This is a genomic window from Kaistella sp. CFF1-2 (assembly GCF_059509915.1).
The window spans coordinates 53597-71675 of the sequence record NZ_JCAKLF010000006.1 but is presented as its reverse complement, the minus strand read 5'-3'; the positions used below and the strand labels follow the sequence as shown (position 1 = coordinate 71675).

17 protein-coding genes are annotated in these 18079 nt (G+C 35.3%); 9 read left to right on the top strand and 8 right to left on the bottom strand.

Features of this window, described 5'->3' with window-relative positions:
* Positions 1–30: 30 nt before the first annotated feature.
* Together AC5XHR_RS12805 and AC5XHR_RS12800 are read left to right on the top strand one after the other, a co-directional pair.
* Positions 31–1155, top strand: coding sequence for an ATP-dependent nuclease (locus AC5XHR_RS12805; RefSeq protein ID WP_495951181.1), 1125 nt, complete (start codon positions 31–33; stop codon positions 1153–1155).
* Positions 1133–2272, top strand: a complete 1140-nt coding sequence (locus tag AC5XHR_RS12800; RefSeq protein WP_495951180.1) for a UvrD-helicase domain-containing protein — start codon at positions 1133–1135, stop codon at positions 2270–2272. Before AC5XHR_RS12805 ends, AC5XHR_RS12800 begins: the two co-directional genes overlap by 23 nt.
* 324 nt (positions 2273–2596) lie before the next feature.
* On the opposite strand, the gene AC5XHR_RS12795 is transcribed toward AC5XHR_RS12800, so the two are convergent.
* Genes AC5XHR_RS12795 through AC5XHR_RS12785 form a run of 3 tightly spaced genes read right to left on the bottom strand, consistent with a single transcriptional unit; the run spans position 2597 to position 4322 of the window.
* Positions 2597–3229, bottom strand: coding sequence for a porin family protein (locus AC5XHR_RS12795; protein ID WP_495951179.1), 633 nt, complete (start codon positions 3227–3229; stop codon positions 2597–2599).
* A 6-nt stretch (positions 3230–3235) separates the two neighbouring features.
* Positions 3236–3871 carry a porin family protein gene (locus AC5XHR_RS12790; protein ID WP_495951178.1) on the bottom strand — a complete coding sequence of 212 codons (636 nt, stop codon included), beginning with the start codon at positions 3869–3871 and terminating at the stop codon, positions 3236–3238.
* Positions 3872–3890: 19 nt separating this feature from the next.
* A complete protein-coding gene (locus AC5XHR_RS12785; protein WP_495951177.1) occupies positions 3891–4322 on the bottom strand; it encodes a hypothetical protein in 432 nt (143 codons plus the stop codon).
* A gap of 170 nt (positions 4323–4492) precedes the next feature.
* Here AC5XHR_RS12785 and AC5XHR_RS12780 point away from each other — a divergent pair, with 170 nt between their 5' ends.
* The 3 genes from AC5XHR_RS12780 to AC5XHR_RS12770 are packed head-to-tail and all read left to right on the top strand — an operon-like array spanning position 4493 to position 7627.
* Positions 4493–6397 carry a tetratricopeptide repeat-containing sensor histidine kinase gene (locus tag AC5XHR_RS12780; RefSeq protein ID WP_495951176.1) on the top strand — a complete coding sequence of 635 codons (1905 nt, stop codon included), beginning with the start codon at positions 4493–4495 and terminating at the stop codon, positions 6395–6397.
* A gap of 18 nt (positions 6398–6415) precedes the next feature.
* Positions 6416–7051, top strand: coding sequence for a response regulator (locus AC5XHR_RS12775; RefSeq protein WP_495951175.1), 636 nt, complete (start codon positions 6416–6418; stop codon positions 7049–7051).
* Between the two features lie 60 nt (positions 7052–7111).
* Complete coding sequence (locus AC5XHR_RS12770; RefSeq protein WP_495951174.1) at positions 7112–7627, top strand: thioredoxin fold domain-containing protein; 516 nt, start codon at positions 7112–7114, stop codon at positions 7625–7627.
* A gap of 39 nt (positions 7628–7666) precedes the next feature.
* Here AC5XHR_RS12770 and AC5XHR_RS12765 read toward each other — a convergent pair whose 3' ends face one another.
* Entirely contained in the window at positions 7667–8212 is a 546-nt protein-coding gene (locus tag AC5XHR_RS12765) for a tetratricopeptide repeat protein (RefSeq protein ID WP_495951173.1), read from the bottom strand.
* A 311-nt stretch (positions 8213–8523) separates the two neighbouring features.
* On the opposite strand from AC5XHR_RS12765, the gene AC5XHR_RS12760 reads away from it, so the two are divergent.
* The 4 genes from AC5XHR_RS12760 to AC5XHR_RS12745 all read left to right on the top strand — a co-directional run bounded on the left by AC5XHR_RS12760 (position 8524) and on the right by AC5XHR_RS12745 (position 11837).
* Positions 8524–8727, top strand: coding sequence for a T9SS type A sorting domain-containing protein (locus AC5XHR_RS12760; protein ID WP_495951172.1), 204 nt, complete (start codon positions 8524–8526; stop codon positions 8725–8727).
* Between the two features lie 117 nt (positions 8728–8844).
* Positions 8845–9696, top strand: coding sequence for a transketolase (locus AC5XHR_RS12755; protein WP_495951171.1), 852 nt, complete (start codon positions 8845–8847; stop codon positions 9694–9696).
* A gap of 10 nt (positions 9697–9706) precedes the next feature.
* Complete coding sequence (locus tag AC5XHR_RS12750) at positions 9707–10870, top strand: hypothetical protein (RefSeq protein ID WP_495951170.1); 1164 nt, start codon at positions 9707–9709, stop codon at positions 10868–10870.
* Between the two features lie 19 nt (positions 10871–10889).
* Positions 10890–11837 (top strand): transketolase family protein, encoded by a 948-nt coding sequence (locus AC5XHR_RS12745; protein ID WP_495951169.1) that lies wholly within the window; start codon positions 10890–10892, stop codon positions 11835–11837.
* A 47-nt stretch (positions 11838–11884) separates the two neighbouring features.
* On the opposite strand, the gene AC5XHR_RS12740 is transcribed toward AC5XHR_RS12745, so the two are convergent.
* The 4 genes from AC5XHR_RS12740 to AC5XHR_RS12725 form a co-directional block, all read right to left on the bottom strand.
* On the bottom strand, positions 11885–12256 hold the full coding sequence (locus AC5XHR_RS12740) for a DMT family protein (protein ID WP_495951168.1): 372 nt from the start codon (positions 12254–12256) through the stop codon (positions 11885–11887).
* A complete protein-coding gene (locus AC5XHR_RS12735) occupies positions 12256–12627 on the bottom strand; it encodes a hypothetical protein (protein WP_495951167.1) in 372 nt (123 codons plus the stop codon). The genes AC5XHR_RS12740 and AC5XHR_RS12735 overlap by 1 nt, the downstream gene beginning before the upstream one ends.
* Before the next feature lie 67 nt (positions 12628–12694).
* Positions 12695–13165, bottom strand: a complete 471-nt coding sequence (locus tag AC5XHR_RS12730; RefSeq protein ID WP_495951166.1) for an Lrp/AsnC family transcriptional regulator — start codon at positions 13163–13165, stop codon at positions 12695–12697.
* A gap of 131 nt (positions 13166–13296) precedes the next feature.
* Positions 13297–18078, bottom strand: coding sequence for a translocation/assembly module TamB domain-containing protein (locus AC5XHR_RS12725; RefSeq protein WP_495951165.1), 4782 nt, complete (start codon positions 18076–18078; stop codon positions 13297–13299).
* Between the last annotated feature and the right edge of the window lies 1 nt (position 18079).

Sequence of the window (18079 nt, the reverse complement as noted above, 5' to 3'; positions counted from 1 at the left end):
ACACCAAGAACAATTCCGATAAAATCGGCTTTGATTGATTCGTCAAGTAATAGACTGCAAAATGGTTCTGATATTTACATTTCCAGAATTGTAAAAGAGTTTTTAGAATCAAACGAAATTGTAGAAATATCACAAGCCCACAGAAGAATGAAAGAATCTTTTATGGGCGAAGAAGCAATAAAAAAGATAAATGAGAAAATAAAAACCGCTTCAAAAATTTCAGACAAAAAAGTTGAGCTTTCAGTTGAGTTGTCATCAAAGAATGCGTGGGAAAATAGTTTGATGACATATTTAGAGGATGTTCCATTTCATTATATCGGAAAAGGCGAACAATGTTTAGTGAAAACTAAATTGGCTTTGGGACACAAAAAAGCAAAAGAAGCGAATATCATTTTATTGGAGGAGCCTGAAAATCATCTATCTTATTCTAAACTAAATCAGTTAATTAGCGATATAAAGAATGATAGCGGAGATAAACAAATTTTGATTTCTACCCACAGCAGTTTTGTAGCAAACAAACTAGGACTTGAACATTTAATTTTGTTGAACGACAAGAAAACGGTTCGGTTAAACGAACTTTCAACAGGCACTTACAAGTTTTTCGAGAAGCTATCGGGGTACGACACTTTGCGTTTGATTTTATGTAAGAAAGCTATTTTGGTTGAGGGCGATTCAGACGAGTTAGTTGTTCAAAAGGCTTTTATGCTTAACAATGATGGAAAACTTCCGATTGAAAAAGGTGTTGATGTAATTTCTGTCGGTACTTCGTTTTTAAGGTTTTTAGAAATAGCAGAAAAAATTGGAACAAAAGTTACAGTTGTAACTGACAATGACGGAAATCTTGAAGCTATTAAAAACAAATATATAAATTACTTAGGCGACAACGCCAAACAAAACATTGAAATCTGTTTTGATTCAGAAGTTGATACAGGAGTAATACAAGATTTCAATTACAACACACTTGAACCAAAATTTTTGAAAGCTAATAGCCGTGAAGCATTCAACAAAATATTTGGGACAACTTATAAAAGTGATGATGACTTGCAAAAGTATATGAAAGCCAATAAAACTGAATGTGCTTTGAAAATTTTTGAAACGCAAGAACTGTTTAACTTTCCTCAATATATTTTAGATGCAATCAAAGCAAATAAATAATAGACTAACCATCGCTGCCGCAGGTTCAGGTAAAACAACTTTTTTGGTAGAAGAAGCCCTGAAACAAAAAGAGGGTAAAGTTCTTATCACTACATATACACAGGCTAATGAAGCAGAGATAAGAAAGAAAATCATTGAAAAAAACAAATGCATTCCTGAAAATGTTACTGTGCAAACTTGGTTTTCGTTTTTGCTGCAACACGGAGTTAGACCGTTTCAAGGTGTTCTATTTGAAAAGAAAATTAAAGGACTCATTTTAGTAAATAGTCAGTCAGGGCTTAAAGGATATACGAAATTTAAACAACCAATTTATTTTGGAGAAGAAAAGGATTTTGAAAAGCATTATTTTTCCAATTCCCTAAAAATATATTCCGACAAGCTTTCAAAATTTGTATTCCGTTGTAATGAAAAATCTAACGGAAATGTAGTTGACCGAATTTCAAGAATTTATTCTCATATTTTTATTGACGAGGTTCAAGATTTGGCAGGTTACGACTTAGAATTACTTAAATTATTCTTTAATTGTAGTTCTACGATTCAATTAGTTGGCGATCCAAGACAAGGAACGTACTCAACCAATAGTGCTCCGAAAAACAAAAAGTTCAAGAAAGCAAATATTGTAAACTTTTTCACAGACCAAATTGAAAATCTAACCAAAGATGACACTTCATTAATGACAAATTATAGGTGTAATAAATCTATCTGCGACTTGTCAAACAAATTGTTCCCGAACTTTCAAGCCACTACATCAGGTAATAATACCGCAACACAACATAGCGGAGTATTTTTTATCAAAGAACAAGATGTAGAAAGTTATATACAAAAATTTTTACCACTTCAACTTCGAGACAGCAAAAGAACAAAGGTTAATGAAAATTATAGGGTTATGAATTTTGGCGAAGCCAAGGGTCTATCATTTGATAGAGTTCTTATTTATCCTACAAAGCCATTTATTGATTGGCTAAAAGACAATAATGCAGAATTAGCCGAAACAAGTCGTTCAAAACTTTATGTCGCATTAACAAGAGCAAGGCATAGTGTTGCTGTTGTTAATAACAAAGATAATATTAGTAATGAAATTTTTCATTACATTCTTGATGAAGTAGGAAAGGATTAAGGTTTTATCGGATTGAAAATAATGTCCAGTACTCGACCTCTTAACCTATAACCAATTGATATAAAATGTTTCTACTCTCATCAAAAATATTTTTTTGTATATTTGCTTTGAGCTAAAGGAAACACGTTGAAAAGAAAAGCAATAAGCACCGTTACTAAATCGTTACCTGACTTCTTTGGTTATCTCTATAAAAGCTTAATATTCAACCGATACGGCTTTTTCCTGAAAACTTTAAAATAAAAAACGAATCCCTTCGCATAACGCGAAGGGATTCTCATTTTCATTCTTTGTGTTTTCTAGATATGAATATGTTAAATGTGCTTTTTAAAATAAATAAACCAATCCCAATTGGAAATTATTCATTCTGAAATGATCAACTGCTCCGACTCCCGTTTCGAAAAATGGTGTAGTTAAACCAATATTGGCTCTGAAATTTGCGGCAAGATTTTCCGTAAGAAAATATCCGGCTCCAATTCCCCAAAAAAAAGTAGTATTTTTCGTGTCCGTCTTCCTAAAAACGATTTCGCCGGTTTCTAAATCCTTATGTTTTGCACTTAAATTAATACCGATTTCAGGACCAGTTTCGACATAAAATGTAGGAGAAAATTTATATTGAGCCATTACCGGAATTGAGATGTAATCTATATTCTCATTGTCTTTGAAAGGCTGTTTTCCTTCATGATTTTTAGCTTTTGACCCAATCAAATTGTAATAAGCTTCACCTTGTAAAGAAAATGTTTTAGACAAAGGATATTTTGCAACGATCCCTCCAAAATAAGCAATTTTATTACTAAAAACATAATTGTAATCGTACCCACTGATTTTAGAAATGTTTCCACCTGCACGTATTCCAAATTGGATTTTTTGCGGAGGTTTTTTAGTCGTTTTTTTCTTTTGTGCGTTTACCGAGAGCGTTCCCAGAAGTAAAGCACATACGAATAATTGTAGCTTTCTCATCTTTTCTTATTTAAATAAATAAACTAATCCCAATTGGAAATTATTCATCCTAAAGTGATCGACTGCGCCTTCTCCACCTTCTACAAATGGCGTTGTAATTCCAATGTTTGCTCTAAAATTAACCGCTATATTTTCGTTGAAGTAATATCCCGTACCGATTCCCCAGAAGAAAGTTGTTGTTTTAGTGAAGTCTTTCATGTTGAAAACCTCACCAGTATCTAAGTTCTCATTTTTTGAACTTAAATTAATGCCTATTTCAGGGCCTGTTTCTACATAGAATTCAGGAGAAATTTTGTATTGAATCAAAATTGGAACCGATACATAAGTAATTTTGTTGTTGACCTTGAAGGCTTCTTTGTCTGGTTGATTTTTAGATTTTGATCCAACCATATTATAATAAACCTCACCTTGCAATGCGAATTCTCTGGATAAAGGATATTTGGCAACGAGACCTCCAAAATAACCAAACTTACTACTGAAAATGTAATAATTATCATCTCCATTGATTTTAGAAATGTTGGCACCAGCTCGTAATCCAAACTGAACTTTTTGAGGAGTTTTTTTAGTCGTTTTCTTCTTTTGCGCGTGTAAAGAAACCGTACTCAAAAGAAGTGCGCATAGTATGAATTGTACTTTTTTCATTGCATTCGGTTTTTAAAGTTTACTTTCTGAACGAAAAAACAATGCTAGAGCCATTAGAACTCAAAGTCAATTGTAATGTCTGATTATTATCCAATAGTTTTATCGGAAGTTGTTGCTGTTGCCCGTTTTCTGTATAATAATAGATGCCATCTTTTTTAATCCATTCGTACGAATCTGATGAGTTTTGACAGCCGCCCGCATCCGTTGGAACAACCAAGGTGAATTTTGCATTCGTTTTATCGGCAACAAGAGTGGTTTCTTTCCAGCAAGCGGTATTGGTCACGTCTTGGCTTTGACCCTGATAGGTAAGCACTCGTAATTTCCAATTTCCAATAAAGGGATCAGATGAAGATGCGCCACCGTTATCGTCTCTATCACTTTGACAAGCGGTAAGTCCAAAACCAAGTATAAGGAACAAGCTTACGACTTTAATAATTTTAGTAAAATTCATCGTGTTAATTTTTTATGGGTTGATTGTATTCCAAAAGTAGTTTCAGTAAAGCGTTTCCACAATCCTAATAAAGATTGATTTTTTTCTCCCTGTTTTTAGGGAATTTATTTTCGGGTGTTTTTTACTACCTTAAAGCTTCCTATTTTTACGAAACAATTTTTCTTGAAATAATGAATTCAAAACGATTTCTACTTCTCTTTTTCACCACGTTTTTTGTGATGGGTTTTTCGCAAAAATCAATTGCTGATAGTTTGGAGTTGCGTTTTAAGATGACTAAAAACAATCAAGAAAAGGCGTTAGCTCAGATGGAATTGTCCGATTATTGGTCGTATCGCGACACGGTAAAAGCGTTTCAACATCTTAAAAATGCAGATCAATTTGTAGGAAATAATGATTTTTTGAAGGGAGTTTCTCTTTTTTATAAAGGAGGTGTTTATTTCGATCATAACGGTGATAAAGCGCAAAATTTATACAAACAAGCAGATGAAAAACTGAAGCATGTTGAAACTCCAAAAGCCTACGAATTTCGAGCTCGATTATGGCATAATTACGCTGTTTTGCAGCAAATGAAAGACGATCATGGCGATTTTCTTGATATTACTTTGAAAAAATGCATTCCTTTTGCAGAAAAATCTGGCAACAAAAAACTTCTAGCAGGATATTTCGTGGATGTTGGACTCATTTTTAATAATTATCGTGAATTTCCAAAAGCGATTACCTACTACAATAAAGCGTTGGAAACTTTAAAAAACGTTGATAATAAAGATGAAACTGCGGCTTGGGTTTATTTAAATATGGCTGGAACCTATTTGGAAACCAAAGATTTGAAAGCCGTAAACAACGCATTGAAAAATGCAGATTTATATCTCGCGAGGATTCCAGAATCGCAGTATAATGTGGTTGCATACCAGCAAAAATCTAAATACTACAATGCGATAGGGAACACCAAAGAAGCCTATGTTACCATCCAGAAAGGGATTGCTTTTGCAAAAAGCATGAATTTGGATTATGATTATTTTACGTTGAGTTATGAGTATTATCGACTTTTAAAAACGGATAAAAAATTTAATGAAGCGAAAACGGTTTTGCAAAATTTACTTCAAGACAATAAATTTTCTCAACGGAAACTGAATAAATTGGTGATTTTAAATGAACTTTCGGATGTTGAAAAAACACTCGGGAATTTTGAATCGGCGCTTTCGTACAACGAGCAATTTCAAATGCTGAATGATACCGTTCAAAAAGAGAATGAAAAACTTCAAATCTTTAATCTCGAATCGGAATTCAAAACCAAAGAGCAACAAAAATCGTTACAACATTTACAAAGCAAAAACAAGCAGCAAAAAATTATCAGCATTATCAGTGTAATTCTTTTATTGGTGGTAATTTCTTTTTTCTTTTATGCATTAAAACAACGTAAAAAATCCAACGACCAAAAGTTACTTACCATACAGCAACAGCAAAAAAATGAAGTAGAGCAGGCGCTTTATGAAGGCGAAATTATGGAGCGTGAACGTATCGCAAAAGACCTTCACGACGGAATTGGTGGACGAATTACAGGAATCAAAATTCATCTTGAAAATTTAGCTCAGCAAAACGATAATTCCGATTTACAGAATTTGACCAATCAATTGGAAATTTGCCTTTCGGAATTACGAAATACAGCCCGAAATCTCACGCCCGAAACGTTGAAAAAGTTTGGTTTGGAGGAAGCTATCAAAGATTTTTGTCAGAATATGTCGTCGTCTTCGAGAACCATTTCTTGCTATGTAAAAAATTTGAACCAAATTACAGATCAGAAAACGCAAATTCATATCTTTCATATTATTCAGGAAACGGTAAATAACGCGGTTAAACATTCGGAAGCATCAAAAATACTGGTTCAATGCACGTTTGAAGATCATTTGCTTTTGCTCGACATCGAAGATAACGGAAAAGGATTTCATGTAGAAAAAGCTTCTCGAGGTTTAGGATTGAATAATATTGAAAAAAGAGTGCACGCTTTAAACGGAAAATTGAATATTCACTCGTCCACAAACGCGGGAACGACGGTTAATATTGAAGCGAAAATTTAATTCAAAAAAACACAAAAAATGCCTAAAATACGAATCATAATTTGCGACGATCATCCCATTATTACGCAAGGTTTGCGCAATTTTTTGGATCAGAAAAAGAATATGGAAGTTATTGCTACGGCTAGTTCTGGAGCGGAACTTCTGCAAATTATTGAAAGCCAAGAAACCGATATTCTATTGCTCGACATTAATCTTCCCGATACGAGCGGAATTGCGTTGTGCGCTGAGATAAAAAAGAAATTTCCAGAAATTAAAATTATTGGATTTAGCAATAACAATGAGCGAAGTTTTATTGTAAGAATGTTGAGCAATAATGCGTCGGGATATTTGGTAAAAAGCGCTTCTGTAACTGAAATAGAGCAAGCCATCGAGCAAGTTTATCAAGGTGGAATTTATTTCGGAAACGACGCACAAAAAGCGTTGGCTTCATTAGCTTTAGACACGTCGGAGGAAATTCCGCCCATCACGAAACGCGAAAAAGAAGTTCTTTTGTTATTATCTCAAGGCTTGTCTTCCATTGAAATCGCTAACAAAATCTTCGTAACTTCTCAAACCGTTGATAGCCACAGAAAAAATTTATTTTCAAAATTCTCAGTCAATAAAACGGTTTCACTTCTTCAAAAAGCGAAGGATATGGGACTGTTGGAGGAATAAAAATTTCTTTTAAAAGTCAACTGTTTTTTTATAACTTCGATAGAGCTAAAAAACAGTACAATGAAAAAAATGAAAATCTTGATGCTCCTTATGGTTTTCGCAATGCAATTTATGTTTGCACAAGAGAACGCGAAAACGTTATTGGATACGTCTTTGAACCAGGCTAAAAAGGAAAATAAAAATGTACTATTGGTGTTTCACGCATCTTGGTGCGGTTGGTGTAAGTTGATGGATAAAAATATGAATCTTCCAGAAACAAAACCTATGTTTGAATCTAGTTTTGTAACAACCTATGTTGATGTTCAGGAAAGAGGCGAGAAGAAGAAATTTGAAAATCCGGGCGGTCAAGAGTTGATGAACAAATATAAAGGCGAGACTGCGGGATTACCTTTTTGGGTGATACTTGCTCCAGACGGTAAAGTTTTAGCCGACTCTTTTGATAAAAATGGGGATAATTTGGGTTCACCAGCAACGCCAGAAGAAGTAACTTCGTTTATTGAGAAGCTTCAAGTGGCATCTAAAATGAAAACCGAAGATTTTGCGGTGATTAAAAAGGTATTTATCAAAAATGATTAAAATAAAAAGTGCTAGAAAACTCTAGCACTTTTTTGTTTATTACTTATCCAAAGCTTCTTTCAGCTTTACAGCTTCCGGATTGCTAGAATCGTATTCTAAGGATTTTGCAATATTCTTTTTAGCTTCATCCTTATTGGTTTCAAATTGAGAGTACGCAATGAAAAAATGAGCGTAAGCCAAGTTCTTTTTGCTTGTTTCTAACTCTTCGGGTTTCACTAAACCAATATATTTTTGATAAGCCAATGTTGCATTTGGAATATCTTTCATCGATTGATATACATATCCTTGGCTATAATAAGCGGGCGACCAATCGGGAAGTGCTACATTCACTTTTTTCCAAGTTTCAAGGGCATTTTTCCAATCTTTGTTTTCTTGATAAGCAGCGGCCAATTTCACGAGTGATTCATTATCCTTCGGATTTGCTTCTACTTGTTTTTTCAGCGCTTCAATCGCTGGTGTCGTTTGTGTTTGCGTTTGTACTTGTTCTGTCGTTGTTGTTTCCTGCGCCTGTACAAAACTTGCCGAACCAAATAATAGCATTCCTAATACAAGGTGTTTCGAGCTCTTAATTTTAATCAATTTCATGTTGTTCTATTTTAATAATTAGTATTGGGTTGCACTTTTTTAGAAACAACAATAATTCCAGCCAGGTCAATTTATTTAGATTTATTAGGCTTTTTGGTAAAAAGTTAACGGGTTTTATTTAAGTTTTATGAAAAGTTGTGATTTTAAAGTGTTTTTGTTTCAAAAAAAATAATTTCAAAAAGGAAAGACTTTCTCACTTTGATAAATGCTCTATTCATCGGTTTTTTAAAGTTAAGTTGCTGATTTTAAAGTGAATTAGGGTGATTTTCCTTTGTTAAAATAAATTTTGATTTGAAGTTAATTTAACATTTGTGAAACCTACAGGAGGTACAATGGAAATTTTATTATACAATTCTACTGGAAAATTAATGGGTGATCTTTCTAAAAATGCTCAGATTTTAGGAGATAGAGTTGTTGTAAGATATACCAATTATGCACTTCTTGACGGAATTTATATTGTAAAAGTTCGTGCTAATGGCATTGAAAAATCATTAAAACTTATTATTAAAAAGTAAATGATATATAGTTGATTTCGTGTAAAAACCAAAATGAAGCTCAGAGATTTCTTTGGGCTTTTCGTTTTTGTAGCCCATAAAAAAATTGTATTTTCGTGTGCAAATAAATCTAAAAGAATGAGTAAATCAATCGGAGAGCTAAAGTCAATAGCTACGCAGGTTAGAAGGGATATTTTAAGAATGGTAAGTGCGGTGAATTCCGGACATCCAGGAGGTAGTTTAGGGTGTACAGAGTATTTCGTTGCACTTTATGGTAATGTAATGAACTACAAACTTCCCTTCACTATGGAAGGGAAAGGAGAAGATCTTTTCTTTTTATCCAACGGACATATTTCCCCTGTGTTTTATTCGACGTTGGCAAGATTTGACTTTTTTCCAGTTTCAGAATTAGCAACCTTCAGAAAACTAGATTCTCGTTTGCAAGGTCACCCAACAACACATGAAGGGTTGCCAGGAATCAGAATGGCTTCTGGGTCTTTAGGACAAGGTCTTTCTGTAGGAATTGGTGCAGCTTTAGCTAAAAAAATGGATGGTGATACCAGTATGGTGTACACGCTTCATGGTGATGGCGAGTTGCAAGAAGGACAAATTTGGGAAGCTTTAATGTTTGCTGCCCACAATAAAGTAGATAATTTAATCGCTACAATTGACTTCAACAACAGACAGATTGATGGTGATGTTGATGATGTTCTTTCTCTAGGAAACCTTCATGCGAAATTAGAAGCTTTCGGATGGAGAGTTTTAGAAGAGAAAAACGGAAACGATATGGATGCTGTTGTGGCAATTCTTGGTAGAGCCAAAGAAGAGGCTGGACAAGGAAAACCTGTAGCAATTATCCTTCATACGGAAATGGGTAATGGGGTTGATTTTATGATGGGAACGCATGCTTGGCATGGTAAAGCACCAAATGCAGATCAACTAGCTAATGCGCTTTCGCAGTTAGAAATGGATGAAAAAGCAGATTATTAATCAATAATCTATGAAAAAGCTTTCGATCTTCTTCGTTGTTTTAGGTTCTATTGGGGCGTTTGCGCAAAACAATACGGTTCAGTTTACAAAAAAACTGGAGTACGAATTGAATTTTAAAGGCACGCCGCATAGTGAATTTTCCGATTCTAAATTGGGAATTACTTCGTACACGAATGGGAAAGAATCCATTGCTGAAATCGCTGTCAACCAAAATTATAAAACCGTTTGGTTTTTTGATCAAAACGGAACAAGTTCGGTTTCGTATGGAATTGGAAACAAGCTGAGACCCGAACATGCAGGTTCGTATCGTGAGATTTATAGCGAAGGCGAGTTGGAAAATCAAAAGATTTCTGTAATTCCTTTGGATGTAAAAGAAACCATTTTGGGTTATTCATGCGACCAGTTTTTGTTGAAACCAATTTTTGTTAATACGAATGAAAGTCGAAGTGGAGATGGAAACTTCATTGTTTGTCTTTCTCAAGATTTGAAAATGGACAATACGAAGTTGTACGAAACCATACTTCAACTTCCAAATCAAGTTCAGTATGTAACTCCTTTTTCAGGGACGATTTTGAAATTTGGACCCGAGAAAGACTACAAAAAAGAACATATTGTTCTTACCAAAATTTCGGATACCAATGAATCAATTCAATTCAATAACAAACAGAATTTAATTGATGAAAAGAAGTATGTTGAGAAAATGCAAAAGGTTGTTAAAGAACAACTAAATGCAGCTGCAATAGACTCTACTATTGTAGATTCTGCTTACGCTGTTGCCGATTCTGTTGCTACTGCAGTTGCCATGGAAAGTTTCTTGGAAGGAATTGATGATTTGCCAGAATACGAATCAACATTCAAAACGGCAAGTGAAGGAACCTTTGCGATTTCAAGTTTTGGAAAAGATTCTAAAATCTGGAGAATTCTTCCAAAGCATTGTCAAAACTTCGAAAAAGATCTTCCGAAATTGGATGACAAAAAATTGGAAGCGAGTTTACGAAATTATATGGGACAGGTTTGTGATTTGTATATAACCCAACTTTCATACAATTCTGTGGACAAAAAAGTAACGGTTGATGAGCTGCGACGCGAGATTCTTCATATCCTAAATCAATGGGACAGCCTAAGCAAAGGAGATCGTAATAAGCTACTTAAATATTTAAATAAATTAGACTAATAAAAAGAAAAATATCAAAATGAAATATACGTATACTGAAAAGAAAGATACACGAAGCGGATTCGGAGCTGGATTGGCAGAATTAGCAGATACAAACCCGAATGTTGTGGCACTTTGTGCAGACCTTATCGGTTCTTTGAAAATGGAGAAATTCATTGAAAAAGCGCCAGAACGTTTTATCCAAATGGGTATTGCAGAAGCTAATATGATGGGTGTTGCTGCTGGTTTGACGATTAATGGGAAAATTCCTTTCACCGGAACTTTCGCAAACTTTTCAACTGCGAGAGTCTACGATCAAATTCGTCAATCGATTGCGTATTCTGATAAAAACGTAAAAATCTGTGCTTCTCACGCGGGACTTACTTTAGGAGAAGATGGGGCAACGCACCAAACTTTGGAAGATATCGGTTTGATGAAAATGCTTCCAGGAATGACGGTAATTAACACGTGTGACTTCAACCAAACCAAAGCGGCTACATTAGCAATTGCTGATTTTGAAGGTCCAGTTTATTTACGTTTTGGACGTCCAGTAGTTCCCGTTTTTATTCCTGAAGATATGCCTTTCGAAATTGGAAAAGGAATCTTGCTTCAAGAAGGGACCGATGTAACGATCGTTGCAACAGGTCATCTAGTTTGGGAATCGTTGGTTGCGGCTGATGAATTGGAGAAAGAAGGGATTTCTTGTGAGGTGATTAACATTCACACCATTAAGCCTTTGGATGAAGAGATTATTTTGAAATCTGTAGAAAAAACAGGTAAAATTGTTACGGCGGAAGAGCATAACTATCTTGGTGGTCTTGGTGAATCGGTTGCGGGAATGTTGGCAAGAAAAAGACCAACGCCTCAAGAATTCGTAGCGGTAAACGATACCTTTGGCGAGTCAGGAACTCCAGAAGAATTGATGCACAAATACGGAATTGATTCTATCGCAGTCAAAGCTGCTGTAAAGAAAATCTTAGGAAAATAATCCTTAGGTATAAAAAATAGAAAGGCCATCTGAAAAGATGGCTTTTTTTATTGTTTAAACACGAAGTAAACGGCTAATATCAAACAGACGGCTGCGTAAAAATGATTCATGGAAAGCTCCATGTTTTTGAATGCAAATTTTGCGAATAGCACAAAAATAATCAGCGTAATGACTTCTTGGATCACCTTCAACTGAAACAACGAAAATGGGCCTCCGTTTCCCTGAAATCCGACTTTATTTGCGGGAACTTGGAACATGTATTCGAATAGCGCCATTCCCCAACTTAACATGATAATTGCAAAGATGCCGGTTTTCTTTAACCAGCCCATTTGCTCTAATTTAAGATGTCCATACCACGCCATGGTCATGAAAATGTTGGCTACAACCAACATCACGATGGTGAAAAGTCCTTTACTCATTATTTATAAAATGGCCAACGAGGAACTACCGCTACCAAAATCAAGCAAAAATAAAGAAATAGTAAAAATAAATCGAAATATAAAAAGCTTGATAGATAATAGTTGTGAGCTAAGAAGTGCACGAACACGGCAAGAGGGAAGGCGTAAACCCCAATCTTACGGTAAAAGTAGATGAGAACTAAACCAGCAATCATCACTAAATCCACTAAAAAAATCAAATAAAAATACCAAGTTGGAATATTAATCTCGTTACGTTGACTAAATTCTGTAAAATCAATATTGATTGAAAAGGTCGCAATGATGAAAGTGAATACCAAAGCAGCTGTAAAAGCCAATGATCTTCCTTTGAAAGGTATAGGTTTGTTTTCCATGCTATAAAAATAAGAACTTTTGAAGTTACCCTCAAAAGTTCTTATATGATTCTTGTCGATAAATAGATTATACAGAAATCGCTTTGATCAATCTGTTTTTATCAGATAAGTATTCTTCCATAGAAATCATACTCTCAGTGCGCATCACATCTTGAATGTCATCAATTTGATAGATAATACGTTTTGCATCATCTGTATTACGTGCACGCACTTTACAGAAAATGTTGTATTTACCTGAAATTACGCTTGCTTCAACCACGTTAGGGATAGAAGAAAGTTCTTTCAATACATCTTGAGTACGGTTTGATTTTGTAAGCAAAATCCCGATGAATGCAGTAAAATGATAATCTAATTTACTGTAGTCTATAATTAAGGAAGAACCTTGGATAATACCAGCATCTTCCATTTTCTTTACCCGAACGTGAATAGTTCCTGCAGAAACATCCATTTGTTTTGCAATTTCGGTAAAAGGCATTCTGGTGTTTTCTACAAGAAAGTCCAGGATTTTTTTATCGATTTCGTCTAATTGGTAATTCATCTCTATTGAATTATTAAATTGTTAAAAAATAACTAACTTTTTTGCAAATTTAAGAAAAAAAATGAAAATTAAAAAATAACAGCTAAAATTAATAATTTTTAACATGTTTTACCAACTTTGTTCCATTATCATCATTTCTGAGGAGTGTTTTGTAAAGAATCTTTAGCAACTTTTATAGTATCTTGTTTTGCTTTTTTATTCTTTTTCTTAAATAATCGGTCAAAACTTTTACTATAAACAGCACCAACTCCGTAAGTTTGGTTCGCGTAGGCATTTCCTGCACCTGCTACCAAACCGATATTAGATGGCTTAGAGTACATACGTAATAATCGGGTTCCGTCATTCTTTTTACTCCAATCGTATTCAATAATTCCTTCTCCAGATAGATAATCATACGTCGTATTTTCCGATTTCGTGATCGGAACTCCTAATCCCGTTTTTATGGTTACTCGTGGCGAAAGAGCAATACTTACCGATGCATTCGCTCGGTCGCCTGTATTGGATCCTTGGTCCCCTTTTAGATAATTCAAATCCACTTGGAATTCGTTACTAATCGTATTTAATACCGAACCTAATTGTTTGAATAACATATTGTATCCTTGAGATTCAAGCTGATTTCCTACATCAATATCAAACCCGCCACTATTAGAAACGTTGAAACTGTTCATCACCAAGATGGAACCGAACTGAACAACTTTTTCGTCTTCATTAGCCATTTTAATAGCCATAGTTTCTTTAACTTGAGACGATACATCAGGTGCTTTTACATCCAACGCGACTTCCGGTGCATTCAAGGTTCCTGTGATGCCTACCGTCAAAACAACGTTTACTGGTGGCAGCGCTCCCATTCCTAAATACTGTCCTGTATTGGTAACGGTTCTTAAATAATTAGCACGAATATCCAATTGCGGCGTCATCGCATCTCCATCCCACTGGATACTTGATCCTTTCGAAATTTGGAATGTTCTTTCCAGAACCGCTTTTGAAATAAAAGTTCCACTATCGACAAAATAATCACCATTTAAGCTAATATTTCCTGTTCTCGCCATTTGGAAACGAAGTTCCTTTGATTCTCCACGAACGCTAATATCACCTACATCATCACCAACAAGAACGTTCACCAAAGTTCCTTTGTCAACAGAAACGGTGAAATCGACGTTCATATTGGCTCCGTGTTTTTTACGATCTTCCAAAACAATTTCACCTTGCTTGTCTTCTTTTAAGAAACGAAGCATTTTAAACTCATCAACATTGCTGGTGGAACTGGAGTTAAAGGTAAATATAGAATTAGAAAGTGCCTTCATATTTGGTGTCGAAATATCCAATCCCGAAACAGGTCCCGAGATGAATAAATCGCCTTGTCCATAGACACGTCCCCAGAAGAGGTCGTTTTCTTTTTGGGTGGAATTTAGAACGATTAAATTATCTGCTCTAATGATGAGGTTGACTCCCATGGAAGCTAACGTTTCAAACTGAATGAAACCTGAAATTGATCCTGCAGAATTGCTTCGTCCGTCTTTTAATTTAATGTCGTTTAATGCTGCAAATCCTTTAGAAATAGGAATCGTCGTATCCTCGAATTGATAATCAACTCCCGTGAAGAGAAGTTTCAAACCAAATCCTTTTAAACCAATATCACCACTGTAATCAATGTTATTAAGCGGACCAGAAATGGAAAGAACACCGTTTGCTTTTCCACGCATATTTCCGAAAACAGCAGTCACAAATTGTTGTGTAAAAGCCAGATCGAAATCATTCATTTCGGCTTTAATATCAAGCGTAGGAGACTGTGTATTGTTATTCACCGTTCCTTGAACATGAAGATTGTTGTTCCCCAAGAATCCGGCTGAAACGATTTTGGCATCGATATCAAAGACGTTTGGTGTCGAACTGTTTTTGGCTGTAACAATGAGCTCACCCATATCTTTGTCGCCCATTTTCATTTCTTTCACCGTTAAATCAATAATCGGTGCTAGAATTTTTTCTTGCATTTTGATATGCAAATTTCCATTAGCAATTCCTTTGAAATCCATCGTGTTACCACTTTGAGTCATGTCAAAGAGTTTGGAAATTTGTAAATTAGTAACTTCTGCATCGAGCTCAAAATCACTTCCTGATTTAAAATGCCCTTCCTTAACCAAAAGTGAGGAGTCATCCGAATACAATCGAAGGTTTTCAATCACAAAATCGCCTTGTTTTTTACGATAAACGACAGAATGATTTAGGTTTGGATCCGAATCAATATGCCAAATCGTTTTGTTGAATTCAAGTTGCGTTGGTTCAAATTGGAAAACGTAATCGCCTGCTGAATTCGTACTTTGATTCAAGTTAATGGCGTACGATTTCAGTTTATTTTCAAGGTCATTTTCTTTGGTTCCGTGAAGGAAATTAGCTGCGATATGCAGTTTTTCGTTATTTTCATTGACACCAGTCAACGAAATGTCTCGGAAAACGTTGTTCCCAAATTCTGCTTTTGCAATTTGAGCATTAATTTGTTCGTCGCGATTCGCGGTATTGATTTTTACAACGATGTTTTCAACCGTTGCACTGTCTTGCTCCACATTTTCGGGAAGAAGTTGATAATCGGGATTCAGTTTTGCTAATGCTTTTTCAGCTTCCGTAATATCATTTCGTTTCTTCATGATATAAATCAAACGCTGAACTTCTGCATTTAAAACAAGATTATTCGTGTCTCCATCGTAATTTCCGCTCACATGAGCACCTTCTGGAATTCTCAAATCAGGCATAAAATACGCCATCAAACCTTGGTTTACGGTGAAATCTAAATCGAAATTTTGTCCGCGATACAGTTTTCGAGGTTCTGGACCCACTAAGATTTTTCCTAATCCGTTTTGAACCATTCCTGCTAAATCACCCAAATTATATTTTCCTGAGATTTTTCCAACGGCAGCGCCCGGAGCATTGATATCAATAGTTCTTTCGCCATTAGCAATAAAGGACTTTACATCTGCATTTGGAATGTTAATCGTTTGTCCACCAGACGTGAATTTTACACTTTTTATATTAGCATCTAAAGTAAGATCGTTGATGTTGGTCATGGAGAATTTTCCATCAATATTTCCGCTTACGATTTGGCTTTCTTTAGAGTTGGTGAAGTAGCTTAAATTCAGCCGATCGATATCTGCAACGACGTCAGCTGCAAGTCGGCTTGTGCTGAAATCAATTAAACCATTTACTTTTCCTTGCATTTGCGGGTCGTTTACAACAATCAATCCGCTGTATTTACGATGATTCAGTGTTCCGTCCAAATACGCATTGTGTAAAGGTTTTCCCATGATTTCAATGCTTGAAATTTTCGATTGTGTTTCGATAATCATGGTGTTTACGTCGAAACTTTGGCCTTTAACTATGAAATCTCCAGAAATCAAACCGACTTGTGGACTTTTCGTAATCACCGTTGTATTTAGATTTTTAACATTAAAATGACCACGATATTTTGGAACGTGCGTGCTGAAATCTTCCAAATAAAAATTTTGAATGTCAGCTTGACCGATTCCTGTAATTAAACTTCCTTTCTGCACATAGACTTGTTTTGGACTTACGCTGACGTTTCCGTTGTATTTTAATCGTCCAAAATCATCGGCGAAATTTTTCATTTTTTCCGAAACAAATTTCGGCATCATCGCCTTCAAATCTTTATAGGTGAAATCGGTGTTTAATGATTGGGATTGAATTAAAAAATTTCCTCGCAACAAGTTGGTGAAATCCATTTTGGTGGTGTGAATATTCACTTGACGATTTCCTAATTTAAAATCTGTTAAAGTAAATTTATTTAAAGGACCTTGCATAGAACCCGAAAAATTCATCGGTTTGTAATTGTCCCAATTGGTCACAAAATAGCTGATGTCATATCCAGAAAGCTGACTCCCTGGTTTCAAAGCCATGTCCCAAGAAACTTTATTGGCGAAATCTTGCCATCCTGTTTCTTTATTCAAATTGAATTTTAGATCTCCTTGAAGCAAAGAATGATCTGTATTGAACGTTAAATCTTTTAAAGATAGAAACTCGTTGGTCATGGAAATTTCCCCTGAAAAAGTATCTATAAAATGCTTTTTGCCCCAACGTTCTGTATAAAATGAAAGGTTATTTAATTGTGCATAAACGTTTGCACCATTCACTTTTACCGATGGTGCACGGAGATTGACATGTTCACCTTTTAACCAATTTCCAGCGTCACCTTTATGATTTCTATTGACGATAGAAACTTTAGAATCAATTAGCTCAACTCGAGAGTCTAATTGGAATGGAGGTTTATTAGGATCTCGAGGTTTTCCATTGTCGAATAAACCAATGTATCGAATGAAATTGGAAATGGAATCGTTTTCGTAGGTGATGACTTTAATATCCGCATTGGTTAATTGGATTCCGTTAAAACTCAATGAGTTGCTTTTTCCCGTAATAGCATTTCGCGCCAAACGAATCCAATCCGAATTAGCTCGAAGTTGTCTTACTTTAATGAATTCTAAACCTTTATAATCTTTAATTCGAAGTCCTTTGATGGTAACATCGCCGAAATAATCCACATCAACACTTTCCGTGGTCATTTCCGATTTGAAATCTTCGTTAAGAATTCCAAGTGCTTGATGGGCAGCCCATTCTTTGGTGACATTCAAGTTGATTGTAATGAATAAGGCGACCGCTAAAAATAAACCAGTGTAGAAAAGATAGAGTAGTGCTTTTGCCCACCATTTTACGTTTTGTACGTCTTTGGCTGCTTGTTTTCCGAATTCTTGAGCCGTTTCCACAGGATGCGCCACCGCATCGGAAGCTAGTTCTGTAGCTTCTTTTACGGTTTTCTGCACATTTTCGACTCCTTTTTGTACAGAGTCTTCTAATTTATCGGAAACCGATTTTTTGTTTTCAGAATCGTTATTATTCTCTAAATTTGCCATG

Excerpts from the sequence above, each read along its gene's own strand:
- AC5XHR_RS12800 (WP_495951180.1), top strand. The coding sequence starts at position 1,133 with ATGCAATCAAAGCAAATAAATAATAGACTAACCATCGCTGCCGCAGGT.
- AC5XHR_RS12795 (WP_495951179.1), bottom strand. The coding sequence starts at position 3,229 with ATGAGAAAGCTACAATTATTCGTATGTGCTTTACTTCTGGGAACGCTC.
- AC5XHR_RS12790 (WP_495951178.1), bottom strand. The coding sequence starts at position 3,871 with ATGAAAAAAGTACAATTCATACTATGCGCACTTCTTTTGAGTACGGTT.
- AC5XHR_RS12785 (WP_495951177.1), bottom strand. The coding sequence starts at position 4,322 with ATGAATTTTACTAAAATTATTAAAGTCGTAAGCTTGTTCCTTATACTT.
- AC5XHR_RS12780 (WP_495951176.1), top strand. The coding sequence starts at position 4,493 with ATGAATTCAAAACGATTTCTACTTCTCTTTTTCACCACGTTTTTTGTG.
- AC5XHR_RS12775 (WP_495951175.1), top strand. The coding sequence starts at position 6,416 with ATGCCTAAAATACGAATCATAATTTGCGACGATCATCCCATTATTACG.
- AC5XHR_RS12770 (WP_495951174.1), top strand. The coding sequence starts at position 7,112 with ATGAAAAAAATGAAAATCTTGATGCTCCTTATGGTTTTCGCAATGCAA.
- AC5XHR_RS12765 (WP_495951173.1), bottom strand. The coding sequence starts at position 8,212 with ATGAAATTGATTAAAATTAAGAGCTCGAAACACCTTGTATTAGGAATG.
- AC5XHR_RS12755 (WP_495951171.1), top strand. The coding sequence starts at position 8,845 with ATGAGTAAATCAATCGGAGAGCTAAAGTCAATAGCTACGCAGGTTAGA.
- AC5XHR_RS12750 (WP_495951170.1), top strand. The coding sequence starts at position 9,707 with ATGAAAAAGCTTTCGATCTTCTTCGTTGTTTTAGGTTCTATTGGGGCG.
- AC5XHR_RS12745 (WP_495951169.1), top strand. The coding sequence starts at position 10,890 with ATGAAATATACGTATACTGAAAAGAAAGATACACGAAGCGGATTCGGA.
- AC5XHR_RS12740 (WP_495951168.1), bottom strand. The coding sequence starts at position 12,256 with ATGAGTAAAGGACTTTTCACCATCGTGATGTTGGTTGTAGCCAACATT.
- AC5XHR_RS12735 (WP_495951167.1), bottom strand. The coding sequence starts at position 12,627 with ATGGAAAACAAACCTATACCTTTCAAAGGAAGATCATTGGCTTTTACA.
- AC5XHR_RS12730 (WP_495951166.1), bottom strand. The coding sequence starts at position 13,165 with ATGAATTACCAATTAGACGAAATCGATAAAAAAATCCTGGACTTTCTT.
- AC5XHR_RS12725 (WP_495951165.1), bottom strand. The coding sequence starts at position 18,078 with ATGGCAAATTTAGAGAATAATAACGATTCTGAAAACAAAAAATCGGTT.